21 protein-coding genes and 1 tRNA gene are annotated in these 23,383 nt (G+C 61.3%); 11 read left to right on the top strand and 11 right to left on the bottom strand.

Going from position 1 to position 23,383, the window contains the following annotated elements:
- Window positions 1–204: 204 nt before the first annotated feature.
- The 5 genes from FHS81_RS00205 to FHS81_RS00185 form a co-directional block, all read right to left on the bottom strand.
- Window positions 205–1,245, bottom strand: coding sequence for a D-alanyl-D-alanine carboxypeptidase family protein (locus tag FHS81_RS00205; protein WP_183750040.1), 1,041 nt, complete (start codon window positions 1,243–1,245; stop codon window positions 205–207).
- 327 nt (window positions 1,246–1,572) lie between these two features.
- On the bottom strand, window positions 1,573–1,893 hold the full coding sequence (locus tag FHS81_RS00200) for a (2Fe-2S) ferredoxin domain-containing protein (protein WP_183750039.1): 321 nt from the start codon (window positions 1,891–1,893) through the stop codon (window positions 1,573–1,575).
- Between the two features lie 189 nt (window positions 1,894–2,082).
- Complete coding sequence (locus FHS81_RS00195; RefSeq protein WP_183750038.1) at window positions 2,083–2,619, bottom strand: GNAT family N-acetyltransferase; 537 nt, start codon at window positions 2,617–2,619, stop codon at window positions 2,083–2,085.
- Between the two features lie 112 nt (window positions 2,620–2,731).
- Entirely contained in the window at window positions 2,732–3,397 is a 666-nt protein-coding gene (locus tag FHS81_RS00190) for a DNA-3-methyladenine glycosylase family protein (protein ID WP_183750037.1), read from the bottom strand.
- Window positions 3,394–4,014: a bifunctional transcriptional activator/DNA repair enzyme AdaA gene (locus FHS81_RS00185; protein WP_183750036.1), complete on the bottom strand. Its 621-nt coding sequence runs from the start codon at window positions 4,012–4,014 to the stop codon at window positions 3,394–3,396. The genes FHS81_RS00190 and FHS81_RS00185 overlap by 4 nt, the downstream gene beginning before the upstream one ends.
- A gap of 138 nt (window positions 4,015–4,152) precedes the next feature.
- Between FHS81_RS00185 and FHS81_RS00180 the strand changes: the two genes are divergently transcribed.
- From FHS81_RS00180 to FHS81_RS00160, 5 genes are all read left to right on the top strand, one after another.
- Window positions 4,153–4,656, top strand: a complete 504-nt coding sequence (locus FHS81_RS00180; protein ID WP_183750035.1) for a methylated-DNA--[protein]-cysteine S-methyltransferase — start codon at window positions 4,153–4,155, stop codon at window positions 4,654–4,656.
- Between the two features lie 360 nt (window positions 4,657–5,016).
- Window positions 5,017–6,174 (top strand): non-hydrolyzing UDP-N-acetylglucosamine 2-epimerase, encoded by a 1,158-nt coding sequence (gene wecB, locus FHS81_RS00175; RefSeq protein WP_183750034.1) that lies wholly within the window; start codon window positions 5,017–5,019, stop codon window positions 6,172–6,174.
- Between the two features lie 34 nt (window positions 6,175–6,208).
- Window positions 6,209–8,446, top strand: a complete 2,238-nt coding sequence (locus tag FHS81_RS00170; RefSeq protein WP_183750033.1) for a cellulose biosynthesis cyclic di-GMP-binding regulatory protein BcsB — start codon at window positions 6,209–6,211, stop codon at window positions 8,444–8,446.
- 15 nt (window positions 8,447–8,461) lie between these two features.
- Entirely contained in the window at window positions 8,462–10,594 is a 2,133-nt protein-coding gene (locus tag FHS81_RS00165; protein ID WP_183750032.1) for a glycosyl transferase family protein, read from the top strand.
- Window positions 10,595–10,882: 288 nt separating this feature from the next.
- Window positions 10,883–11,656, top strand: a complete 774-nt coding sequence (locus FHS81_RS00160) for an alpha-amylase family protein (protein WP_210281486.1) — start codon at window positions 10,883–10,885, stop codon at window positions 11,654–11,656.
- A 55-nt stretch (window positions 11,657–11,711) separates the two neighbouring features.
- On the opposite strand, the gene FHS81_RS00155 is transcribed toward FHS81_RS00160, so the two are convergent.
- From FHS81_RS00155 to FHS81_RS00145, 3 genes are all read right to left on the bottom strand, one after another.
- Window positions 11,712–11,787: transfer RNA gene (locus FHS81_RS00155), tRNA-Lys, on the bottom strand.
- Window positions 11,788–11,990: 203 nt separating this feature from the next.
- The gene (gene gpt / locus FHS81_RS00150; RefSeq protein ID WP_183750030.1) at window positions 11,991–12,488 is read right to left on the bottom strand and encodes a xanthine phosphoribosyltransferase; all 498 of its coding nucleotides are present in this window, start codon (window positions 12,486–12,488) and stop codon (window positions 11,991–11,993) included.
- Window positions 12,489–12,581: 93 nt separating this feature from the next.
- A complete protein-coding gene (locus FHS81_RS00145) occupies window positions 12,582–13,367 on the bottom strand; it encodes a competence/damage-inducible protein A (protein ID WP_183750029.1) in 786 nt (261 codons plus the stop codon).
- A gap of 147 nt (window positions 13,368–13,514) precedes the next feature.
- On the opposite strand from FHS81_RS00145, the gene blaOXA reads away from it, so the two are divergent.
- Window positions 13,515–14,333: a class D beta-lactamase gene (gene blaOXA, locus FHS81_RS00140; protein ID WP_210281485.1), complete on the top strand. Its 819-nt coding sequence runs from the start codon at window positions 13,515–13,517 to the stop codon at window positions 14,331–14,333.
- Window positions 14,334–14,414: 81 nt separating this feature from the next.
- On the opposite strand, the gene FHS81_RS00135 is transcribed toward blaOXA, so the two are convergent.
- Both FHS81_RS00135 and FHS81_RS00130 read right to left on the bottom strand, forming a co-directional pair.
- Window positions 14,415–15,998: a 2-isopropylmalate synthase gene (locus tag FHS81_RS00135; RefSeq protein WP_183750027.1), complete on the bottom strand. Its 1,584-nt coding sequence runs from the start codon at window positions 15,996–15,998 to the stop codon at window positions 14,415–14,417.
- Between the two features lie 468 nt (window positions 15,999–16,466).
- A complete protein-coding gene (locus tag FHS81_RS00130; RefSeq protein WP_183750707.1) occupies window positions 16,467–16,964 on the bottom strand; it encodes a CreA family protein in 498 nt (165 codons plus the stop codon).
- Window positions 16,965–17,345: 381 nt separating this feature from the next.
- On the opposite strand from FHS81_RS00130, the gene FHS81_RS00125 reads away from it, so the two are divergent.
- From FHS81_RS00125 to FHS81_RS19235, 3 genes are all read left to right on the top strand, one after another.
- Window positions 17,346–17,849 (top strand): MarR family winged helix-turn-helix transcriptional regulator, encoded by a 504-nt coding sequence (locus tag FHS81_RS00125; RefSeq protein ID WP_183750026.1) that lies wholly within the window; start codon window positions 17,346–17,348, stop codon window positions 17,847–17,849.
- Between the two features lie 409 nt (window positions 17,850–18,258).
- Window positions 18,259–19,410, top strand: a complete 1,152-nt coding sequence (locus FHS81_RS00120) for a DUF2865 domain-containing protein (protein WP_183750025.1) — start codon at window positions 18,259–18,261, stop codon at window positions 19,408–19,410.
- 449 nt (window positions 19,411–19,859) lie between these two features.
- Window positions 19,860–20,276, top strand: coding sequence for a YXWGXW repeat-containing protein (locus tag FHS81_RS19235; protein ID WP_183750024.1), 417 nt, complete (start codon window positions 19,860–19,862; stop codon window positions 20,274–20,276).
- 181 nt (window positions 20,277–20,457) lie between these two features.
- Here the strand turns inward: FHS81_RS19235 and FHS81_RS00110 are convergent, their stop codons facing one another.
- Entirely contained in the window at window positions 20,458–20,667 is a 210-nt protein-coding gene (locus tag FHS81_RS00110) for a hypothetical protein (RefSeq protein WP_183750023.1), read from the bottom strand.
- A 346-nt stretch (window positions 20,668–21,013) separates the two neighbouring features.
- Here FHS81_RS00110 and FHS81_RS00105 point away from each other — a divergent pair, with 346 nt between their 5' ends.
- Both FHS81_RS00105 and FHS81_RS00100 read left to right on the top strand, forming a co-directional pair.
- A complete protein-coding gene (locus FHS81_RS00105) occupies window positions 21,014–21,286 on the top strand; it encodes a helix-turn-helix domain-containing protein (RefSeq protein ID WP_183750022.1) in 273 nt (90 codons plus the stop codon).
- A 256-nt stretch (window positions 21,287–21,542) separates the two neighbouring features.
- Window positions 21,543–23,330: a SulP family inorganic anion transporter gene (locus tag FHS81_RS00100; RefSeq protein ID WP_183750021.1), complete on the top strand. Its 1,788-nt coding sequence runs from the start codon at window positions 21,543–21,545 to the stop codon at window positions 23,328–23,330.
- Window positions 23,331–23,383 lie beyond the last annotated feature (53 nt).

Raw genomic sequence — 23,383 nt, 5'->3', positions numbered from 1 at the left:
CTTGATGTGTATAGAATAGTTTATAGTCTGTAATATGTTGCTCTGGATTTCAGTGCGTAAATTGATTGGAAATAAATAGAAGTTTATAATAAGAATTGATCATTCGAATTAGTGTTTATTAATTTATAATTATGTATATTTCGGCAGTGTGCCGTACTGTAATTCCATATATTGTTGCGTTTTTTATTTGCTGAGAGGCGAGTCTTAAAACGTAACGGGTCGGGGCGGTGGTTGGGGAATTGTGGTTGCTGTGACGGGTGGGGCGGCGCGTGTGCGGATGACGTGACGCTTTGGGGCAGTTGCAGGGCTTAGGTAGCTTGGATGGCCGGGCAGGCCCATTGGATAGCGCTTGACTTGCTCTTGCTCGTAGGCGGCGGCTTTGGGGCTGCATAGTTTCATGCGCATGTCTTCGGGCCTGGATGATGGGTCGTTCGGCAGGTCGGCCAGTTTGAGGCCGTTACCGCGCTTGTCGCCCTCGAAACCGGACTGCAACAACCGGGCGGTGCGTTCGTTGCGTTCGCGGTCGGTTGTCGCACCCAGCACGATAGCCACCAGCCTTCTGCCGTCGCGCTCTGCGAGGCTGACGAGATTGCGGCCCGAGGCACACACAAATCCCGTTTTCAGTCCGATGGCGCCGGCATAGTGCGTGAGTAGAAGATTGCGCGATTCCAATTTGACATTGTTGATCTGCACCTCGGAGAGCCCGAAAAAGGGCAGGTATTCCGGGAAGGATCGGTCGATTGCTATGGCAAGAAGCGCCAGATCACGGGCCGTCGAAACATGGTCTCTGTGGAAAAGCCCTTCCGGATTGACGAAATGCGTACCCGTCATCTGAAGACGCCGCGCCGTTTCGTTCATCCGTTCGACAAATTTTGCCTCGCTACCGGCAATGTTTTCGGCAATCGCCACGGCGGCATCGTTGGCGGAAACGCCCAACATTGCATAGAGCGCATCCTCCAGCGACATGATGCTGCCGGGCGTCAACTTCGATTCGACGGACTCCTGCGCCAATGCGTTCTTGGAAAACACGATGTCGGTTTCAAGTGTAATTTGCCCGGCCCGCAGCGTCTCGAATGCTACGAAGGCGGTCATCAGCTTGGTGACGGAGGCAGGATACCAGGCGTGGCCGGCATCTTCCGCATGTAACACCTCATAACTCCCGGCATCCACCAGCAGCGACGGCGTTGCGCGTGCAGATAATGGAATGATCAAAAGAAGGGCCAGGAGAAAGGCGCGGGTCGGCATTGTCAGTATCCTGTAACGGCCGTGGTGCGAGCGTTCATAGCTTATCTGCTGCCGAGTAGCCTCAATAATACGAGGCGGGCGACAAACCGATGAGCGGAATCAGCCAGTGCATTCGGGCTATATATAAAGTGCGACTGTTCTCGATGAAATCTGGCAATCAAATTGAGCGTAATAATGTCTTGCGGCGACCGGGCAGGTCACTTTCAATTGTCAGTATCGGATTTTCCTGTCGATTGAAACACAATGTCCGGGCGATGGCTAACGATCGAAAGCCTGCGCTTATCGGTTTCGCGCGCTCTTGAGGGAGCGTTTTTCCACGCGCCCGGTTTACGTTTTGATTTCGAGCTGGGACAGCACCTGTGCGGTGTCAGCGCCGGAGGGAACGACACGCCACACGTCTGGTTTGCGCGCGTTGATAACGATGGCCGCGTTCTTCGGGCAGATGTCTAGGCAATCGGCCTCGAGTACGGCGATGCGCGTTCCGCGTCTTTTCGGCTTTCCCGCGCGCCCGCCATCTCGGGCGGCTTCGGCACGCAATGCTTTGATGAGATTGTCGTCCCCGTCAGGGCCGAACCCACCTTTCAGCTTCTTCGCACATTTACGGCACACCAGCACGATGTCTGTCCACTCTGCCGCAACGCGCTTCATGCCTGCCCCCCCTGATGTTTTGCCGGCCACATCTAGAGCACGCTCGCTGGCAGGGCAACAGGGCCATATTGATAACGCCGAACAAACCTCAGGAGGCCGCCGGCAATGACGCCATATCCGAGGTGGCTGTTGCGGCATCCGGTGACCGATTGATGGATCGGAGCCGGTGTGAGCCGGCTTCGAGCTGGCCTATTGATCGTCCTGCTCTTCATCGAGAAGCAACTGCATGATTGACAGGTTGAGCCATTCACCGCGCTTCGTTCCCACTTCGCGAAATTGCCCCGACAGCTCGAAGCCGAAAGTGCGGTGCAACTCGATGGATGCCTCGTTTTCGGATTCGATGGCGGCAATCATCACGTGGCGTTTTTGCCGGCGCGCTGATTCGATCAGGCTTTCGAGTAGCGTGGAGCCAATACCCTCGCCTTGATGATCGGCATGGACGTATATCGACAGCTCAACCGTGCGGCGATAGCCGTTGCCCTCGCGCCAACTGCCGTAGGAGGCAAAGCCCACGACCTTTTCCTCATCTCCTATTGCATCCGGTGCGTCATCCGAGACTGCAACCAGAACCGGAAAGCCGCTTTCATGCCTTTCGGCGATCCACGCAATGCGCTCGTCCTTGTCGACGATCCTGTCCTTGCCGATCGCAGCATCGTCAGTGATGGCGTCGTTCAGAATCCTGGTGAGCGCTCCGGCGTCCGCTTCGGTGGCTTCCCTTATCCGCATGTCGTATCCTCGTTTGCGCCATCCGGTCAGGAGGCGATTTCGTCACGGGTGACAATGCTTATGATAAAGCTTTGGTTGCATCCCTGAAATGATCCATTCGGGGCTGGCGTCTTCATGCGATACCCTCTCGTCCTTTCAGGATGGCATAGCTGGCCCACAGCAGGTGCGCCGCCACGCCGCGCCATGGTCGCCATTGTTCGGCGAGGGCATGCAGGCTGCGCGCTCCGGGGCGCTCTGACATGCCGAAGGCATGGCGCGCGGCTTCTTGCAAGGCCAGATCTCCGGCTGCGAAGCTGTCCGCATGGCCAAGGCACATCAGGCTATAGATATCCGCCGTCCATGGGCCGATGCCGTGAATGGCGGTGAGTGCGTCGCGCACGGCATCGGCATCCATGCGCGCAAGCGCCGCAAGGTCGAGGCGGGCGTCCGCCACTGCTTCTGCCACGGCTCGTAATGTCCGCTGCTTGGGGCGGGAAAGGCCGCATTGGCGTAGTTCTTCGTCGCTTGCGTTGATCAGGCGCGTGGCGGTTATCTCGCCCAGAACCGTAAGAGTGCGCTGCTGAATGGCCCGCGCGCTGGCCACGGAAACCTGCTGGCCGATAATGATCGCCACCAGTCCGGGGAAGCCATCCGGCCATCGGCGGAGATTCGGTATGCCGGTGCGGGCGATAACGCCTTCCCAGGCCGGGTCGATGATGACAAGGGCGCGCATGCCCTCTGCGATATCGGCGCTGGAACGCAGCACCTGAATCGCAGGGGAGGGGGCGGTGCGCGTCATGGCGCGGTTCCGTCATGCGCTGCGAGAATTGCCGCGCCTCTTGTCAAACGCAGCGGCATGCGGCGAATTGCGGAAGGCGGCATGCGATAAACCTCGCTGAATACGGCATTGAACCGGCGCAGACTGCCGAAGCCCGATCTGAGGGCGATTTCCATCATCGGCAGGTCCGTGTCGCTGATGAGTCTCTTTGCCCTTTGCACGCGCGCGGTCTTTGCCACTTGCGTCGGCGTTGCGTCGAGATGCTTGCGAAACAGCCGCAGCAGATGACGCTCACCCATGCCGAGGCGCTCTGCCAGGCCGGCGACATGACCGCCATCATCAAGCGCGCGATCCTCCACAATGAGGCGCACGGCGCGCTCCACGGTGATGAGGCTACCCTTCCAGGCGGGGCTGAAGGGAGCGCTCTCCGGGCGGCAGCGAAGGCACGGTCGGAACCCGGCCGCTTCGGCAGCCGCCGCGCTGGGCAGAAACGTGATGTTGTGGCGATACGGATGGCGCACCGGGCAGATGGGCCGGCAGTAGATACCCGTCGTATGCACGCCGACGAAGAACAGCCCGTCGGCGGCGGGGTCGCGGGTGCGCCATGCGCGTTCGCAGAAAATATCGTTCAGTGTCATGCGGCCAGTTTACATCCGTTCTGCCGTGCTTTTCCATCTGCCAGCGCCGCATTGGAAACAACGGAGTCCGAATCCGGCTGGCGGCAGTCGGCGTTTTGCGTCACCGTTCTGCGAACACAACATCAAGAATGCACTTTCATGACCAAAACGCTCTATACTTATCTGGACAGCCCCATCGGCAGCCTGCTTCTGGCTGGAGACGGCGAGCGCCTGTCGCGCATTGGCTTCCCGCGCGGCAAAGGCTCCGTCCGGCCGTCGGAGGACTGGCAGCGCGACGATCTGGCCTTCGCGGTGGCGCGGGACCAGTTGCAGGCGTATTTCAACCGGGAACTGCGCATCTTCGATCTGCCCCTTGCGCCGAAGGGTACACCGTTTCAACTGTCCGTTTGGCGGGAGTTGTCACGCATACCATGGGGTGAAACGGCGAGCTATGGCGCGGTTGCCCAGCGCATCGGCAAGCCCTCGGCCAGCCGGGCGGTGGGCGCGGCGAACGGCCTCAATCCGCTGCCGATCGTCGTGCCCTGCCATCGCGTCATCGGCGCCAGCGGGGCACTGACCGGCTTTGGCGGCGGCATCGACACCAAGAAATGGCTTCTGACGCTGGAAAGCGAAGCCGATCTTCTCGCCCCGCTGGAGGCGTGATTCGCCAGACAAGCATTGTTGCCTGGGCTTGTTTTCCACGACACCGTTCACAGGCAGCATGATGGGCCGGCGATGTGCAGTTTTCCTGCCACGTTGTTTTCCTGCATGTCGTTTTCCTGCGACGTCGATCCGGGCGCGTCACTTGATCCGGCCTCTGAAAAAAAATTTGCCGGCGCAAGTTGTAATTCTATAATGACAGGAAACGAAGATTCACGCGCTGTTCATCTATGAATATTAATCATAAATTTTATGTGTTAATCAATGAATATGAGTTAATTCGTAGTATACCAGCTACTCGCGTGCTGTGCGGTGGCTTCAGAGTCACGTTGCCCATTGCGAAGCAGGGTCAGGGAGGTCGTGATGCGTGTTCTTGCCGTTATCGGCACTCGGCCAGAAGCCATCAAGATCGCTCCGGTTATCCGGGAGCTGGCGACTCGTCCGGGAGTCGAGGTCGTCACCTGCTCGACCGGGCAACATCGGACGATGCTGGATCAGGTGCTGTCTCTGTTCGACATCCGCCCCGATCACGATCTGGCGATCATGGCCCCCAATCAGACCCTGAACGACATCACGGTGCGTGTCATTTCCGCTCTGAAACCTGTTCTGGCGGAAACGAAGCCCGATGTCGTCCTCGTGCATGGCGACACCACCACCGCCATGGCGTCGGCGTTGGCGGCGTTTCATGAGGGTATCCGGATCGGCCATGTCGAAGCGGGTCTGCGCACACACGACATGAAGCACCCATGGCCGGAGGAAATGAACCGCCGGGTGATCGACGTGGTTGCGGATCTGCTTTTCGCGCCGACGCGTCGCAGCCGGGATATGCTGCTTGCAGAGCAACTGGGTGGCACAATTTTCGTCACTGGCAATACCGTTATCGACGCTCTTTTCGCGATGACGGAACGTATTGGCTCGGATGACGCGCTGCGCAGGCAGCTCGATGAGCAGTTTTCATTTATTGATCCGACCCGCCGGCTGGTGCTCGTTACCGGCCATCGGCGTGAGAGTTTCGGCGATGGCTTCCGCAACATTTGCGATGCGCTTGCGCGGCTGGCGGAACGGCCGGATATTGAAATCGTTTATCCCGTCCACCTCAATCCCAACGTTAACGTGACGGTGCGCGAAGCGCTCGCGGGCAAGCCGAATATCCATCTCATCGCCCCGTTGGAATATCTCCCGTTCGTGTATCTGATGGGACGGGCGCATATCGTGCTGACGGATTCCGGCGGCGTGCAGGAGGAAGCTCCTTCTCTCGGCAAGCCGGTTCTGGTGATGCGCGATGTGACCGAGCGTCCCGAAGCAGTCGCCGCCGGGGCCGTGCAGCTTGTCGGTACACACAGTGAGAGGATTGTTTCAGCGGTGGCGCGTCTGCTTGACGACGCGCAAAGACACGCTTCCTTTGCACGCTGCATCAATCCGTATGGAGATGGCCATGCCGCCCGGCGCATCGCCGATGTGCTCACGGGTGGCGCTTTTTCTCCTTTCGTGGCTTCCACTCCGCTGAAGCCCGAACCCTGATTTTTGCGAGTCCAGATTCTGAAAGTTTATGATGATGCGTACCTCAACCTTTCGCCAACGTCTTGTCAGTTCCATCAGCGCTCTCGCTGCCGGTCTTGTCGTTGCGTCCACAGCCGGGGCTGCCTGGGCGGCGGAAGTGGCCGACGCACTTGATGCGCTCTCACGCGATACGGTTGTCTCGGAACGTGTCAGTTTGAAAGCTCTCGGGATCACAACGCCGATTTCGCTGGCGGGCATTGACGCCCGTTATGATGTCTACCTGCCGATCCCGGCGGATGTGCCGTTGCAGTCGCCCAACCTGTCGCTCGATGCGCGTTACCTGCGCGGTGATGGCGGGCGAACGACATTCGTGGTCTATCTCGATGGCAGCGCCGTGTCGGCGCGGTCGTTCCGCAGCGACGAGGGCAATGCGGGGCTCGATATCGGCGTCGATTCGGCTGCCCGCCCTGGCGGCTTTGTGCGTCTCGGGCTGGCGTGGTCGTCGTCGGTTGCGCGCGAACTGTGCGAGGAAGCGCGGACTATCGGCGATATTCTTGAGGTATCTCCAGATACTTATCTCGATTACAGCTACGATGCGAGCGCCGTGACGACGATTTCCAGCGCCTGGACGGCGCTGCGGCAGGACGTGAGCCTGCTGATCGCCAACGGTACGCTGGACAGGCGATCCTACGACACGGCCTGGCGTCTGGGCCTTGCTCTGGAACGCGCAGGCAAGCGTGTGCAGATCACGAAGCTGCCGGCTGTCGGCGATACCATAGACCTCAACGGCATCGTCGTCCCCCAGGGCCTGCGCACCGTGCCGGCATTCGCGGCGCTCGTCGGCGAGGGGCGCCATACCATCGCCAGCGAGGCGGAGATCGGCGCACTGTTGCTGCTCGGCCCTCCGTCCCTGCGCCCGCGCGTTGCGGTGTCCGACGACGCTCTCTCGTCGCAGATCAAGACGGCGATCGACGCTCTCGGCAGTCAGGTGCTGCAAGTTGACCCGGAGGCGCAGGAGGGTTTCTCCGCGCTTATCCGCAGCCGCGGCAAGCTGGAAGCCGATCAGGCCCATGAGGTCGCGCTGTCTCACCTTTCCGGACGCCCGGTTATCGTCGTGGAGCCGGATGCGGGTGCAGCGGCAGCGGGCTTGTTCGACACTCTGTGGCGCGCCACTGCGCAGGCTCAGCGGTTGATCGTCAATCAGGTTCAGCCGCCCGTGATCGGCGGCAACATCGTGCCTCTCGGCGATTTGACCGGCGCTGCCGGCAACATCGACCTGCTCGACCGGGGCCAGTGGAGCGCCTCCATCGACCTCGCCTCGGCGCTGGCGGACGGCAAGGTTCCGGACGAGATCAATCTTCAGGTTTCCGCGGCTCCGGGTGCAACCGATACGCGACCCGTGGTGTCCGTGTTCTTCAACGATTACCTGTTGGGCGCCAGCCGCCTCGATGCGCACGGCCAGCCGGAGCGCATCAAGGTGCGGGTGCCTGACTACGCCTTGCTGCCGCGCAATGTCGTGCGTGTCGACTTCCGCCGGCAACCGTCCAGCAACCATTGTCGTGAAACGCCGTCGTCGTTCCCCGCGGCAGTCCTGCCGGACAGCTATCTGACGCTCGGCCCGGCGCCGGCTGCACGAGATTTCGTCGGCCTCCTGCCAAGGCTTTCTGGCGGTGCCAGCCTTTTCGTGCCTGAGCAGTGGCTGTCACGGCCTGCGGAAACACTGTCCACCATCATCCACATTGCGGATGCCGGGGGCGTCTCTCCGGAGCGCGCCAGGATCGAGTTTGCCGCTGCCGCTGTGACGCCCACGGAACCGTTCATCGCGTTCGATACGGCTGTCAAAGGTTCTTCCGACATAGTTCAGGTCGATGGTGACCGGCTGATCCTGTCGGATCGGGGCGGGCGTGTGTTCTACGATGTCGCCGGTCTGCGCGATGTCGCAGTCGTGCGGTCGGCCACGGGAGTAGCCGGTTCCCCGCCGGGCCTGATTTACCAGTCCATCGGCCAGCAGACGTTGCAGGTGGCTGAGCCGTTCCGCCTGTCGCGCGGCAACCTCGCCGTTCTCGGTCCTCGGGGCGTGCTCGTGCATGTCGATACGAATGCGCCGGTTGTCGACAAAGACGCGGCATCGCCTCTCGATACGATTGCGCAGTTCAAGCCAGAGGATCTGACCGGAGTGGCGCGGGAGCGACCGGCGTTGTTCTGGGGCGTTCTGGGTGTCGTCGTCGCCCTGTTCCTGATCGTTCTGCTTCGGGCCCGTCGCGCTCGCCGCAGGTCTGATCAGAGACAGTGATCCTGGATAGTTCGGATGTCCCTGTACTGGCCTTACGCCGTTGCGGACTATTATGCGACGCTGGAAACCCTGGCTGTCGTCGCGGCTCTCATCATCCTGATTTCCAGCATCGATGACTTGTTCATCGATGGCTGGTTCTGGGCGCGTGAGATATGGCGGTCGCTGACGATCAAGCGCTGGTATCAGCCGCTGCGCGAAGAGCAGTTGCTGGAAAAACCGGAGCAGCCCATCGCCATTATGGTGCCGGCATGGCTCGAATACGATGTGATCGCGCCAATGCTCGAAAACATGGTGCAGACGCTTGACTATCGCGCCTACACCATTTTTGTCGGCACCTATCGCAATGACAGCCGCACGATTGCCGAGGTGGAGCGCATGCGCCTGCGTTATCGCCAGCTCGTGCGCGTCGAGGTGCCGCACGACGGCCCGACCTGCAAGGCGGACTGCCTGAACTGGGTTGTGCAGGCGATTTTCCGCCACGAGAAGATTCTGGGAATCGAGTTCGCCGGCGTTATCCTGCACGACAGCGAGGATGTGCTCCACCCGCTGGAGCTGAAGTTCTTCAATTACCTGCTGCCGCGGATGGACCTCATCCAGATCCCCGTCAACTCTCTCGAACGCGAGTGGTATGAGTTTGTCGTGGGCGTCTACATGGATGAGTTCGCGGAATGGCACGGCAAGGATCTGGTCGTGCGTGAAAGCATGACCGGCATGGTGCCATCCGCCGGCGTCGGAACCTGTTTCTCCCGCCGCGCCCTGCTGGTGCTGGCGTCCGAGGACAACAACGAGCCTTTCAATACCCAGACCCTGACGGAAGACTACGATATCGGCGTGCGGCTCGCCGAGCATGGCATGCGTTGCATCATCGCCCGTTTCCCGACGCAGTATCGCGTGCGCCGCACGCCGTGGTTCGGCTTCGGCAAGCCCCGCGATGAAACCATCACGATGCCGCTATGCGTTCGCGAGTATTTTCCCAACACGTTCACGACATCCTACAGGCAGAAGGCCCGCTGGGCGCTGGGTATCTGCTTTCAGGGCTGGGCACAGCTCGGTTGGCAAGGGACGCTGGCGGAACGCTACCTCATGCTGCGAGACCGCAAGGGCATGGTCACGTCATTCGTGACGATCTTCGCTTACCTGCTCGTGCTGCAGTTTCTGGTGCTTGAAGGGGCTCGCCTGTTCGGCTTCTGGAGCACGGCCTATCCGCCGCTGATCTATCTGGAAGGCTGGATCAAGTATCTGTTTATCGCCAACGGCATCGTGCTTGCCTTGCGCGTTGCGCAGCGCATGTATTTCACCGGGCGTACGTTCGGGTGGGAGCACGCGCTGCTGGCGGTGCCGCGCATGGTCGTTGGCAATTTCGTGAACTTCATGGCCATGTCGCGGGCATGGAAGCTCTACTTGCAGCACGTTCTTCTGGGCAGGCCGCTGGTGTGGGACAAGACCATGCACGACTTTCCCACGGGCGATGGCCTTGTCCTCGACCGCAAGCGTCTGGGCGCGCTGCTGGTCTCCTGGCACGTCATCGATGAAAAAACCGTGGAACAGGTGCTCGACAAGCAGAAAGCGGTACCCTTGCCGCTCGGTTCGCTGCTGGTGCGGGAAGGATTGATCGACGAGAGCACCATTGCCGAAGCTGTGGCGTTCCAGTCGTCGCTGGAAAGGCTGGATGTCGAGGACATCGGCAGCCTGCTGGCGAAGAACGCGTTGCCGCTCGAACTCGCTGTTCGCTGGCGTGTTCTGCCGTTGCGCGGAAACGGCGAGATTATGCTTGGCGTTTCGACCCCGATCGATGAAGCTGGCGAGAAGCAGATAGAGGCAGCTATCGGCTACATGCCCCGGCAGTTTATCCTGCGCGACAGCCAGATATCCTCCGGGTTGCGGTTGCTCCTCGCCCACAGGGGCGTTCGCGGGGATATTCATCCAGAAGCCACCGATGTCCCGCTGCTCGGCGATATTCTCGTCGAGATCGGTGGTATAAAGCCCGAGGTGGTGAGCGAGGCCATGCAGAATTACGTGTCGCAGAGGGATGGCCGGGTTGGTGAGTATTTCCTCTCGCACGGCATTATTACCCGTGAAAACCTCGATGCGGCCATAGCAGAACAACGCCGGCGCGCTGCAGAGTCTCGCGCAAGCTTAAACCCTTAGTACTTTGTCGCCGGTGCGTCTGGTTTATTGTAAAAACTGAACGTCGCGGGAAGCATCGAAGCTGGGGCGCGGCCTGATCCGTCAAACGATCCGGCGCTTCGGTCGGCGACAGGGCCGGGAACCTCACTGTCTCCGGTAGCCTGCTTTCCTGTACGATCTGGTGAGCGGAGATCTGAAGTGGGGAAATGGTGCGGCAAAAGAAAGGCTATTGCGCTTGCCGCGATCTTCATCATTGCTGTTATCGCCTGCCTCAGGCTGTATTGGTCCTCTCATGATCGGCAGATGGGAATGATCAAGGGCACTGTCTGGCAGGTTGACAATGCCACCGTCGGTGCGCAGGGCAACTGGCACCGGCTTGGCGCGGATGAACTGATCATCCAGTGGATGGTCGTCGACGAGTTGGCCTTCATGCCGGGCACGGGGCTGAAACCGGCGCCGCGCATGCCGGACTGGGATCGCATCGCAAAACAGCCGTGGGCCAAGTCGGTCATTCTGGGGATGGCAGGCCGTTTCAGCGAGCAGGAAGCGCGGGCTGGCGCTGAGCGGCTCGCGGAGTTGTCGGCACTGGTCGCCAGCCTGCCGACGCCGCTTAATGTTACCGGTTGGTACTTTCCTGTTGAGGTCGATCCGACATGGCAGGACGCGCCGGCGCTCGTTGAGCAACTTGAGAAGCTGCCACGCCCGCTGTGGATCAGCGTGTATGACAGCGCCAATGTCGGGGCGGACACGTTGACGCAATGGCTCACCGGGTGGCTGCCCGAGGATGTCGGCATTCTGTTTCAGGACGGAGTTGGCGTCCATGCGCGCGACGCGGCCACGGCGCGACAATACGCCGATACCCTCGCGGCGGGGTTGGGCGCGGAACGCCTGCGTGTCATCGTCGAGGCCTTCCGGCCGGATGGCAAAGGCGGTTTCAGGCCAGCCTCGGCGGAGGAACTGGCCATTCAGATCAACGCCATGCAAGGCCACGACATTTATCTGTTCGACGGCCCGCATTACGTACACGACAGGCTGGTCGACAAATTGCTGGAAAACCAGCAGACCGTTGGCCCGCAGGGCTGATAGCGTATCGGGCGCTTTATGAAACGGTGATAGCGCCGCTATCATTCGGAGTTTTTGGTGAGCGCGCTGGGGCTCGAACCCAGGACCTACTGATTAAAAGTCAGTTGCTCTACCAGCTGAGCTACGCGCTCGTTCACCAAAACCGGATCGTTGTCTGCGGAATCACAAACCTAATTCCGAGGCGCTTGTTTCGCAAACACGATGCAATCCGCATTCCAATACGGATTTGCCGGCCCAAGGTCAATATCAAACCGCTTGTCTTGGGTCGGCGGGGTATGTCTTACGCACAGGATGCGAAGGTGGCCGTGACGGGCGTTTGCCCGGATGGCCGGGATCAGCCGGGTGCGCCGTTCCTGATCGGCGGCTGGAAGGTCAGCCCCATGTCCCACGGGAAATAGATCCACGTGTCCTGCGAGACTTCGGTGATAAAGGTGTGCACCAAGGGCCGCCCCTGCGGTTTCGCGTAGATGGCGGCATAGTGCGCGTCGGGCAGCAGGGTGTGCACAAGGGCCAGCGTCTTGCCGGTATCCACGAGGTCGTCGACCACGAGCACACCCTTGCCGCCATTGGCGCGCAGGGATGGGGCGATGTCCTTGATGAGCTGCAACTCGCCCTGCTTCGCGTAATCGTGATAGCTCGCGATGCAGACGCTTTCGATCAGCCTGATTTCCAGTTCACGCGCGATAATCGCCGCGGGCACGAGCCCGCCGCGGGTGACGCACACCAGCGCCTCGAACGGGCCGGCTTCGTGAAGACGCCACGCCAGTGCGCGCGCGTCGCGGTGGAACTGGTCCCAGGAAACCGGGAACGCTTTCTGCGAAGGCAGTGTCATGAAAAATACCTTTGTCCGAAACGGAGGACGCAATTATCACATGAAAACGGCGAGCGGTACCCGTTTTTACCGGGATGCGCCCGCGAAAGCGCATCAGAACGGCGATGCGCCGGTGTGACGGACGGTTGCCACCAGCTGCACCACCTCATTATAGGCCGTCTCCAGGGCGTCCGCGTCGCGCGAGCGCAGCACGATATTCGTGCCTGACGTTCCCTCCGAGAAGTAAGGATAGCTGCCGATTGCCACGTTGGCGTGGTTGCGGGCGATCGTGCCCAGTCCTTCCGCCACGTCGCCTTCTTTGCATGTCGCCTTGATGGTGCGGGATACCACGGGGACGCCGGTGCGCAACTCAGTTGCGACATTGTCCAGCATCGCGTGCATCACCGAGGGAATTCCCGCCATGACGATGACATTGCCGATCCAGAAGCCCGGTGCCTTCGAAACCGGGTTGTTCACGAGCTTCGCCCCTTGCGGGATGCGCGCCATGCGCCTGCGGGCGGGGTTCAGATCTTCTGGGCGCAGATATTTCAGCAGGGCGGCGATGGCGCGCGGATGCTCTTCGAGCGGAACACCGAAAGCCTTGGCGATGGCATCGGCGGTGATGTCGTCGTGCGTGGGGCCAATGCCGCCGGTGGTGAAGACGTAGGTATATCGCGCCCGCAGTGCGTCCACGGCGGCGATGATTTCATCCTCGACATCCGCCACCACCCGCGCCTCGCGCAGGTCGATGCCGATGCCCGTCAGATATTGGGCGATGTAGCCGATATTGCGGTCTTGTGTGCGACCGGAAAGGATTTCATCGCCGATCACCAGCACGGCCGCCGTTGCGGCGTTCGATTCCCCACGTTGTGATTCGTCGTCCGTATGCTCGCCTGCCATGGCCATTTACCCCCGAGTAAAGTGCATGGTGTACGCCAAACCCGTACGCTGCTCAAGAACAGCGCTGTCAGGCCGCCGCCTATATCGGCGCTCATGCCGGTGCCCTTGCCGGCGCCCATGCCGAAGATCAACGGGAATATGGCTTTATTGTTCAAACATAAGTTGCCCGCGCGCCTGATCCTGGCTGCGCTGATTTCGGCGGCGATTCCGGCCCTCGCCGATGAGGCCCATGCCTCCACCATCTGCACAATCGTTGCCGATGCGGCGAGTGGCGAGATTGTCAAAGAGGAGGGGCGTTGCGACGAGCGAGCCGTTGCGGCATCGACTTTCAAGATACCCATCAGCCTCATGGGCTTCGATGCGGGAATCCTGAAAGATGCGCAGTCTCCGGCGCTGCCGTTCAAGGAAGGTTACGCCGACTGGCGTCCATCGTGGCGTCACACGACAGATCCCGCGAAATGGATGAAAGATTCCGTCGTGTGGTATTCGCAGGAAATGACCCGGAAACTGGGCGAGCCGCGTTTCCGGAATTATGTCCAGACGTTTCAATATGGAGACATGGATCTCAGTGGCGAGGCCGGCAAGAATAACGGCCTGACATATGCCTGGCTGCGGTCGCTAAAAATTTCTCCCCGCGAACAGGTTGCGTTTCTGCGCAAGGTCGCGATGCGGCAGTTGCTAGTCAGCGACACGGCTTATGATATGACCGGCGCTCTGATCGATCAGGGGCTTCAGCCTGGCGGCTGGCATGTCTATGGCAAGACCGGCGCCGGACTCGCGACGCAAGCTGGACAGGCGGATGCTGCGGATCGTTACAGGGGCTGGTTCGTTGGATGGGCTACGAAGAACGGGCGGACGCTGGTCTTCGCCCGCCTGACTGCCGAGGAAAAGGTTAGCGTCGCATCCTCTGCCGCGAGAAGAGACAAGGTCGTGCACGACCTGTTTTCCGAGGCCAGCGGCCTGTAAGGGCGGGGCCTTCCATAGCGCCACACGGAGACCGGACCGATGGCTGACACATGATCGGCGTCAGCCATCGGCCTATTGATGTTACGGCGTGAAGGCGTGCACCTGAATGCGCGCGCCGCGCGCTTCGAGACGGTTCAGCGCCGAGAGATAGGCGCGGGCCGAAGCCACCAGCGTATCCGGCTCCGCGCCGCGGCCAGTCACGACGCCGGTGGGAGATTTCAGGCGCACCGACACTTCAGCCTGCGCATCCGTGCCGCCGGTGACGGCATGCACCTGATACAGCTCCAGCGTTGCATCATGCGGCACGAGTGCCTTGATGACGTTGAAGACCGCATCGACCGGGCCATTGCCTTCACCCTTCGCCTCGCGCTCGACACCGCCGATGTCGAGGGTGATGGCGGCGGTCTGCGGACCCGTCGTTCCGGCCGCGATGGACAGGGACACCAGCTTGATTCTGTCGTGTCCGGTGAGGATTTCGTCACCCACCAGCGCCTCGATATCCTCGTCGTAGACGTCTTTCTTGCGGTCGGCGAGATCCTTGAAACGCTTGAAGGCGTCTTCCACGGCGTTTTCGCCCAGGTTGAAGCCCAGTTCCTTCAGCTTTTCGCGGAACGCATGACGGCCCGAATGCTTGCCCATGACGAGCGCGTTCTTGCTGACGCCAACCGATTCCGGGGTCATGATTTCATAGGTCTGCGCGTTCTTCAGCACGCCGTCCTGATGGATGCCGCTCTCGTGGGCGAAGGCGTTGCGGCCGACGATGGCTTTGTTGTACTGCACGGGGAAGGACGTCACCGTCGATACCAGCTTCGAGGCGCGCATCAGATGCGTGGCATCGATGCCGGTGTCATAGGGCAGGATGTCCGCGCGCGTGCGGATGGCCATCACCACCTCTTCCAGCGCCGCGTTGCCGGCACGCTCACCGAGGCCGTTGATGGTGCACTCGATCTGGCGGGCACCGGCACGCACGCCTGCCAGCGAGTTGGCCACCGCCAGCCCGAGATCGTCATGGCAATGGGTGGAGAAGATCGCCTTGTCGGAATTGGGCACGCGCTCGATCAGCGTGCGCACCAGTTCGTAATATTCCTCCGGCGTGGCATAGCCGACAGTATCCGGAATGTTGATGGTGGTCGCGCCCGCGTCGATGGCCGCCTCGATGATGCGAACCAGATAATCGTGCTCGGTGCGGGTTGCATCCATCGGCGACCACTCAACGTCGTCCGTGTAGTTGCGGGCGCGCTTGACCGAGGCGACGGCGCGCTCGAACACCTGCTCCTTGTCGAGCTGCAACTGAAACTGGCGGTGCAGCGGCGATGTGCCGATGAAGGTGTGGATGCGGCCACGCGCCGCGGGCTTGATTGCCTCGCCAGCGCGGTCGATGTCAGCAGGGTTGGCGCGCGCCAGCCCGCATACGACGGAGCGCTTCACCCTGCCGGCGATCTCGCGCACGGATTCGAAGTCGCCGTCGGAGGCGATGGGAAAGCCGGCCTCGATCACGTCCACACCCATCTCGTCGAGGATGGTTGCGATCTGCAGCTTCTCCTCGAAGGTCATGGATGCGCCGGGGCACTGTTCACCGTCGCGCAGGGTGGTGTCAAAAATAATGATGTGATCTTTGGGGCCGGTCTGGCCGTTGTTCGTGGCGTTGCTCGCTGCCGTGTTCATGAGCCGGTCTTTCTTCAAGAATCGATCTGTCGCCTGCGGCGGGATGAGATCATTTCGATATCGGGCGCCTTCCTGTCGATGAGATGGTGTCATCCGCTGGACAAGCGCTCCGGGACTGGGACAGGGACGTCATGTCCCCGGGTTTGCCGGAAAATGCGTCGGCACGCCGGAGCGGTGCGCCGCCGTCGAATGCCCCCTGAAGGCCAGGGCAAAACCCGGCCAGCCCTCAGGGGCAGCTAAGGAGAAGAAGGGGGAGAAGCAGCGAGGAATGCGGCGGGCGCGAGCGCATGCCGGCCTCGGCAACAATGCCGGCGGCCAGAGCCTTGAACGCACCACGGGAGCGGGAGACGACCACGCTCACATCCTCCTGAAAGCCGGATCATCACGCCCAGCGACGCAGTTTTGTAACAAATGCAAATATCGATGGCAAGGCTCTGCAATTTCCGATCATGCGGATAATGCAGTTGTTCACCGCTTCAGCCAGTCGGCGCAGCGCTGGGCCTCGCCGCCGCCCCAAGGCGTGACCGGCACGGCGGAGGTGGCGTTCTTGGGCGATCCCTCGATGAGCTTGTCGGAATATACAAGGTAGATCAGCGTGTTGCGCTTCTCATCGCAGCCACGGACGATCTGCATGCGCTTGAAGAGCAGCGAGCGGCGTTCGCTGAACACGACATCGCCCTGCTCGAATTTCTCGTTGAAAGAAATCGGCCCGGTCTGGTGGCAGGACAATGAGATGTCCGACACTTCTTCGGACACCCCGAAGAAGCCCCCCAGCCCACCCTTTTCCGGTGTGGTGAAATGGCAGGCGACGCCGGACACGACCGGGTCGTCGATGCCGTACACCGCGAGCTTGTGGTCTGGCGTCAGCATTTTCCACACCGTGGATTTCTTGAAAATGAGGTCCGGGCCATCTGCCCACGCTGTCGCGCCGCCGAGGGGCAGCATCAGCGCCAACGCCAGCAGCATGGGCGCTAGCAACCTGTCCCTGCCGGCGGTTGCGAGCGCGGCGAGGCCACGATAGGCGAGGCGGCTGAACGATTGACGAGCGGATGAGAGGGGCATCGACTTCTCCACGGCTGATCGGAGGCGGGGCTCTCCGGCTCTGGCAGCAAACTCATACAGCAAAAACCCGGCCCGCGCCCGCGTTTCCCGGCTGCCGGGCGGCCGTTACGGCGTCCGGTATGCGCCGGGAGCCGCGTATTTGCTGCAGATGTGTCCGGGGCGGGATTGCCGCAAGGCGGCGATCGCGTTATTTCATTGAAGTTGTTTTCACAGCTACCCTTGAGGCATGCCCGTTCTCTACTCGCGGCGGGCATGATTCAAACACATCTTGCAAGGTCTGGCAGCATGACGGACACTCCCGCAGAACCGCTGGCGCTGAGCCGCTTTCTGCCTTTCCGCCTCAACGTCCTCGCGCATGTCGTGGCCGGGGGCCTCGATCGGCTCTATAACGAGCGCTTCGGTTTCGGCATTCCCGAGTGGCGGCTGATCGCCACGCTCGGCGAATTCGGCCCGATGACGGCCCGCGACATAGGCGCGCACAGCCAGATGCACAAGACGAAGGTCTCCCGTGCCGTTGCAACGCTGGAGGAGCGGGGCCTGCTGGTGCGCCGCGCCAACGAGCGCGACCGGCGCGAGGCCTTCCTGTCGCTGACGGAAGCCGGCGCGAACACCTATGCGCTGATCGTGCCCGCAGCGCTCGAACACTCTCAGAACCTGACCGCCGGGTTGCCGGAGGACGATCTCGCCGCATTCGAGCGAATCATGGCCCATCTTCTGGAGCGGGCCGGCATCGACAGCGCCGAGCACGACACTGTGGACAAGCGCCCGTCCCGCTTTCCCGAAGTCTGACGGTTTCGGCAGAGGGGAGCATGGCGTCAGGAAAGCGTCATGAGCGGTGAATCGCTTTCTCGCAGCATACGTTATCCCGCCGCATGCCGGCGCAAGAGATTGTGATCGTCGCCGTGTGTGCCCCGGCGACGGCGCGTAAATCCCGGATATGCCGGGGATGCGACGGTCATCCTGCTGTGCATGACCGCGGCTTTGTCAGAAGACAAGCTACGGAAAAGCTGGTTAAGCATATAAACTGGATGCTAAGGCAGGACATCGGCAGGCATGGGGGCTGCCTGCCTTGAGTTTTCGCATGAACCGGACGTCGAGCAGATACGTGGCCACAGAATCGATCAGGCAGACATCAATGCGTCAGGCAGCACGGGAACGGCTTCTCCCCGCATCCTCTGGCTTGGCAGGGCGCTTCCGATTGGCAGCACACTCCCGCCTGTTCGGTATTCTGACGTTCCTTGCGATAACCACAGCCGGTGTCGGCGGGGCTGCTGCGCAGGCCATCGATTGCTCTGCCTATCGTGCAGAACTCAACGGTCTGTCGCGTGGCGTCGATCCCCGCGCGCAGGAATATCTCGTGGCGGCGCAACGTCAGCGCGGCGAGCTTGATCGCACCCGCGCCTATTTCAACCAGATCGGTTGCACCCGTACCGACAACTTCCGCACGCCCGGCGAGTGCGCCCCGCTGCGCGCGCACATGCAGCAGATGCAGTCCAACCTGAACGAGATGCTGGCCTATGCCGACAGGCTCGGGGGTGGGCCGCGCAACCAGGCGCGGCGGCGGCAATTGCAAGCCGCGCTCGATCGCCACTGCGCCAACGTGCCGGAGCGGCCGCGCGGCTTCTTCGAGCGTATTTTCGGTAGCCCGCAGGAGAGCGACTACCCGCCGGAAATGCCGCAGGCAGACGTCAGCAACGCTCTTCCTGAAGCCCCGCGCGAGGAGCGCGCTTCGGGCGGTTCGCAGCCTGTTTGCGTCAGGCTGGCGGACGGGTTCTTTTTCCCGCTTGGCGGCCCCTTCCAGGGTGTTGCGCAAGCGCAGCAGGTCTGTCAGGCGCAGTGCCCGGCAACCCGCACGGAACTGTTCTTCATGTCGCAGGGCGGCACCATCGAGCGCGCCCAGAGCGCATCCGGAGTGCCCTACAGCTCGTTGCCGAATGCGCGTGCTTATCAAAAACGTCTCGTTCCCGAGGCAGCTTGCCTGCAACAGGGCGAAACCTGGGAACACGCGCTGCAAGCCGCGCAGTCGCTGATCGCGCCGCAGGAAAGCGATATCGTCGTAACGGCTGAAAAGGCACGGGAGCTGTCCCGTCCTGCCGGAGCGCGGTCGGCGTCGCGCGTTTCTCAGGCCGACACGGCGGCCGATGCCGAGGATATCGCCGATGCCGCCGCCGTTCCCACGGCCGGGGGTGAATCAGCGGGTATCGGCCCCGGCCTTACAGATGCGGGTGCAACCATCTCGCGTCGGGAAGGGATGCTGATTTCGGCGACCTCACCCGATGGCGGTCGGCGAAATGTCCGCGTCGTTGCGCCTTACCTCATCCCGACGCCAGAGACGCCTCACCGCAATTAGTCTCCCCTCCGCTTCGGAAACTTGCGCGCTCGAAAAGCTTTCGGGCGCGTGGGGAGGGTTTTGCCGATCCCCGGTCTGCGGCCGCCGTCCGGATATTTCAGGGCAGGATAGCTGTTACCGTGCCTGAAGATATCGTCAGAACAGACAAGCTCAGGCCATTTAATATTAACAAAAAGTAAAATATTGCCTGCTATCTTATTCAAATATTAAATTCTTGTCATTCTTCTTCATGCGTTGCTTCTGCCATTCTTTCGTACGATTCTGGCGGAATACTGATACATAACGACTGAACGCTTTTTTGTTCGGCGTGGCGTCTGTTCAGGGCAGTCGACGTTCAAGCCGATCCATCGAGTTGAACGCGAATTGCAGTCAAATGCGGCAACTGGAGCGCGTGGCCTGATGTCATCAGAACATCTGGTGCTCTGGTGTGTTTCGATAGGGAGAGCAGCATGGTATCGAGACGGTCTTTTCTCAACGCGATTTTGCTGGCAGGCATTGCTGCCCCGCTTGCGGGTGTAGCGGCAACTGCGCAGGCACAGCAGCATTATGGTCCCGGCCCCGGTCCGGGTTCAAGGCCCTCCGGCCCGCCGCCGCATCGCGGTCCACAAGGTGCCCCCCAAGGCGGTCCTCAAGGCGGTCGTGGCAGAATGCCGCCGCCGCCCGCACCGCGCCGGGAGCGTCGTCCGCCTCCGCGGCGTGGCCACGTGTGGGTTCCGGGATATTGGTCTTGGGATAACCGCCGCCGGAGCCATGTATGGGTTTCGGGGCAGTGGGTGCGCGAACGCCCCGGCTATCGTCACCGCGACCCACGGTGGGTGCAGCGTGGCAACCAGTGGACGTTTGATCCCGGCGGATGGCATCGCTAATCGTCATTAAAGCGTTTTCAAGCAAAGTGGATACCGCTTTGCGTGAAGAAAACGCGTAAAACCAATAAGATAGAGCACTTCTGCGTTTCAACGAAATGCCGAAATGCTCTAGACCATATGAAAAATCCGCCGGAGACATTTGTCGTCTCCGGCGGATTTTTGTTTCTAAATGACAGTGCCGTCAGGCTGGTGGGTTATTCTTGCTCGGATGTTCCTTGCGCGGGGCATCGTCACCAAGCTTGGGATCTTCACCAGAACCGGGGCTGATGGCAGCCGGCGGATCGCTCGCAGGAAAGCTGTCCTCCAGCTCTTCATCGAGCCGCTCATCTGCTTCCTCTTTCGACCGGCCGTTGGAGTCGTCGTCGATGGGGCCGTGGTGTGATGCCGTCATGTCAACCTCCCGAAAAGCACGTCGATGGAGTTGCCATGCGGCAAATCCCATCCTGCATAAGGAACAGGCATCATTGTCCAGAAGAATGAAGCCATGATCAAGCTTCGATTCATTGAACGATGCCTCTTACCAAAAATAACGCGTCAATCGGAGCGAGGTTCCACCGCAAGGCCGTATCCAGCCTTGAGAGTCGCGGCCTTCACAGCATCGTATCCCCCGGCTGTTCCGATAGTCTCCATGGACCTGATGCACCCCTTTTCATGTTAATAAATTTAACAATGATGTTTTTGACATCACTTATGATGGGTGATATAGCTTTTCGAATGATTGATATCGGATTCCTCGTGTGATCAGCGCCGCTCAGATGCGCGCCGCCCGCGCCCTTCTCGGAATCGACCAGCGCCAGCTCGCCGAGCTGGCGGGCGTTTCCTTGCCGACTATCCAGCGGATGGAGGCAAGCGAGGGGAATGTTCGCGGAGTCGTCGATACGCTGACCAAAGTGATCGAAGCGTTCGATCGCGCCGGCATCGTGCTCATCGCCGATCATGCACCCAGCCCGGAAGGCGGGCGCGGCGTGAGGCTGAAGGAGCCGCAGGCCGCTCGGAGTTCGACGAGTTGAATCAATAAACTGCGGCTGCCGGTATCGCGAGCGATGCAGGCAACCGCAGACGCCGTCTCTCGGCGACCGCCGCCTCCTCCGCTGCTCCGGCTTGCCGGTGCCGTGGGCCTTTCAGGATCCGACGATCCGTCGCGCATTCGGCAAACCGGTCGGTCTTTGGCCATGTGTCGTTGGTCCGCAAATTGTCGGAACGACCGGGTGGAGCAGCTATCAGGCAGGGTGCCGCTGGATACGGCGGCGCGCGGGAGTGAGCGTCATGTCATCGCATCCGAGAGAAACGTCTTCGGCATCGCGCGGCGATTCCAGGCAGCACGTTCCGGACGGGCCGTCGTTCGTGGAGCTGTTCACGCCCAAGTTCATCACCGTGATGCGAGAGGGGTACACGCTCTCCAATTTCAAGGCCGACGCCATTGCGGGCCTCACGGTCGCCATCGTTGCGCTTCCCCTGTCGATGGCCATTGCCATCGCCTCTGGTGTTGGGCCGGATCGCGGGCTGTATACGGCGATCATCGGCGGCTTTCTGGTGTCGCTGCTGGGCGGCAGCCGCTTCCAGATCGGCGGCCCGGCAGGTGCATTCATCGTGCTGGTCGCGACCACGGTGAGCACGCAGGGCATCGAGGGGCTCATTCTGGCCACGCTGCTGTCGGGCATTCTGCTGGCTGTTGTCGGCTTCCTTCAGCTTGGCACGTTCATCAAATACATTCCCTATCCAGTCACGGTCGGGTTCTCCGCCGGTATTGCGGTTATCATTTTCGCCAGCCAGATCAAGGATCTGTTCGGGCTCACGCTTTCCGGTCCCGAGCCGTCGCCGATTTTCGAGAAACTGGCGGCGCTGGCCGATGCCATGCCGACTTTCAGCGTGCCCTCCTTCCTGCTTGCGGCGGCGACCATCGTCATCATCATCGGGCTGCGGGAATACAGGCCGCGCATGCCGGGTCTGCTCATCGCCGTGGCGCTGGCCGCCGTGGTGACGTGGGCGTTCGATCTGCCGGTGGATACCATCGGCACGCGATTCGGCGGTATTCCGCAGACACTCCCCGCGCCGCAGTTGCCAACGCTCTCCATTGACAAGATCATTGCCGTGCTGCCGGCGGCGATCGCTTTCACGCTGCTGGGGAGCATCGAGAGTCTGCTGTCGGCCGTGGTTGCGGATACGATGACGGGGCGCCGGCATCGCTCCAATTGCGAGCTGGTGGCGCAAGGGGTGGCCAATGTCGGTTCGGCGTTATTTGGCGGCTTCTGCGTGACGGGCACGATTGCCCGCACGGCTACGAACGTGCGCGCGGGTGCCTATGGGCCAATGGCCGGCATTCTGCATTCGGTGTTTCTGCTGCTGTTCATCCTGCTCGCCGCGCCGCTGGCGTCGTTCATTCCGTTGGCCGCGCTTGCGGGCGTGCTGGCGACGGTGGCGTGGAACATGGTGGAAAAACATGCCGTGGCAACGCTGCTGCGCGCCTCGCGCGGCGATGCCGTGGTGCTGACGGCGACTTTTCTGCTGACGGTTTTCCGCGATCTGGTCGAAGGCATCGTGGTTGGCTTCACGCTCAGCGCGCTGCTGTTTCTGCATCGCATGGCGCAGTCCGTGGAGGTGGAGAACGCCGCTTCGGTGTCGTTGGGAACCGAGGATCAATCCGATGTCGGCGAGGACAGGACGCTCGCGCCCTACGACACCTCGGCGGCGAGCGACCCCGATGTCGTGGTGTCGCGAATCTCCGGCGCGTTCTTCTTTGGAGCCGCGGCGAGTGTCGGCACGACGCTGGACCAGATCGCACGCCGCCCCAAGGCTTATGTGATCGACTTCTCCGCCGTGCCGTTCCTTGATTCGACGGCGGCTTCGACCATCGAAAGCTTTGTGCGCAAGGGCCACGCGCGCGGGGCGCTGATTTCCATTTCCGGAGCCCGGCCGGGTGTGCGCCGCACGCTGCTGTTGCATGGGGTGCGCCACCCGCTGGTGCATTTCAAGGCCAATATCGACGATGCCGTCGCCGATGCCCATGCGGCCGTCCGGGCCATTCGTGCGCAGGAACAAGCTGCACAGGCTTGAATCATGCCATGGCGCTCGCCCGATTGTGATCGCCCTGGCGGCGGAGAGGGTGC

Origin of the sequence: Pseudochelatococcus contaminans, from assembly GCF_014195635.1 — a bacterium.
GTDB classification, from domain to species: Bacteria; Pseudomonadota; Alphaproteobacteria; order Rhizobiales; family Beijerinckiaceae; genus Pseudochelatococcus; species Pseudochelatococcus contaminans.
The sequence above is the reverse complement of the archived record's forward strand: the minus strand, read 5'-3'. Positions and strand labels throughout refer to the sequence as shown.

What these genes read in the sequence shown, in the direction of transcription:
- FHS81_RS00180 (WP_183750035.1), top strand. Translation starts at nt 4,153, where the DNA reads ATGACCAAAACGCTCTATACTTATCTGGACAGCCCCATCGGCAGCCTG.
- FHS81_RS00200 (WP_183750039.1), bottom strand. Translation starts at nt 1,893, where the DNA reads ATGAAGCGCGTTGCGGCAGAGTGGACAGACATCGTGCTGGTGTGCCGT.
- wecB (WP_183750034.1), top strand. Translation starts at nt 5,017, where the DNA reads ATGCGTGTTCTTGCCGTTATCGGCACTCGGCCAGAAGCCATCAAGATC.
- FHS81_RS00145 (WP_183750029.1), bottom strand. Translation starts at nt 13,367, where the DNA reads ATGGCAGGCGAGCATACGGACGACGAATCACAACGTGGGGAATCGAAC.
- FHS81_RS00190 (WP_183750037.1), bottom strand. Translation starts at nt 3,397, where the DNA reads ATGACGCGCACCGCCCCCTCCCCTGCGATTCAGGTGCTGCGTTCCAGC.
- FHS81_RS00205 (WP_183750040.1), bottom strand. Translation starts at nt 1,245, where the DNA reads ATGCCGACCCGCGCCTTTCTCCTGGCCCTTCTTTTGATCATTCCATTA.
- FHS81_RS00125 (WP_183750026.1), top strand. Translation starts at nt 17,346, where the DNA reads ATGACGGACACTCCCGCAGAACCGCTGGCGCTGAGCCGCTTTCTGCCT.
- FHS81_RS00100 (WP_183750021.1), top strand. Translation starts at nt 21,543, where the DNA reads ATGTCATCGCATCCGAGAGAAACGTCTTCGGCATCGCGCGGCGATTCC.
- FHS81_RS00110 (WP_183750023.1), bottom strand. Translation starts at nt 20,667, where the DNA reads ATGACGGCATCACACCACGGCCCCATCGACGACGACTCCAACGGCCGG.
- FHS81_RS00165 (WP_183750032.1), top strand. Translation starts at nt 8,462, where the DNA reads ATGTCCCTGTACTGGCCTTACGCCGTTGCGGACTATTATGCGACGCTG.
- FHS81_RS00130 (WP_183750707.1), bottom strand. Translation starts at nt 16,964, where the DNA reads ATGCTGCTGGCGTTGGCGCTGATGCTGCCCCTCGGCGGCGCGACAGCG.
- FHS81_RS00195 (WP_183750038.1), bottom strand. Translation starts at nt 2,619, where the DNA reads ATGCGGATAAGGGAAGCCACCGAAGCGGACGCCGGAGCGCTCACCAGG.
- FHS81_RS19235 (WP_183750024.1), top strand. Translation starts at nt 19,860, where the DNA reads ATGGTATCGAGACGGTCTTTTCTCAACGCGATTTTGCTGGCAGGCATT.
- FHS81_RS00160 (WP_210281486.1), top strand. Translation starts at nt 10,883, where the DNA reads ATGATCAAGGGCACTGTCTGGCAGGTTGACAATGCCACCGTCGGTGCG.
- FHS81_RS00170 (WP_183750033.1), top strand. Translation starts at nt 6,209, where the DNA reads ATGCGTACCTCAACCTTTCGCCAACGTCTTGTCAGTTCCATCAGCGCT.
- gpt (WP_183750030.1), bottom strand. Translation starts at nt 12,488, where the DNA reads ATGACACTGCCTTCGCAGAAAGCGTTCCCGGTTTCCTGGGACCAGTTC.
- FHS81_RS00135 (WP_183750027.1), bottom strand. Translation starts at nt 15,998, where the DNA reads ATGAACACGGCAGCGAGCAACGCCACGAACAACGGCCAGACCGGCCCC.
- FHS81_RS00185 (WP_183750036.1), bottom strand. Translation starts at nt 4,014, where the DNA reads ATGACACTGAACGATATTTTCTGCGAACGCGCATGGCGCACCCGCGAC.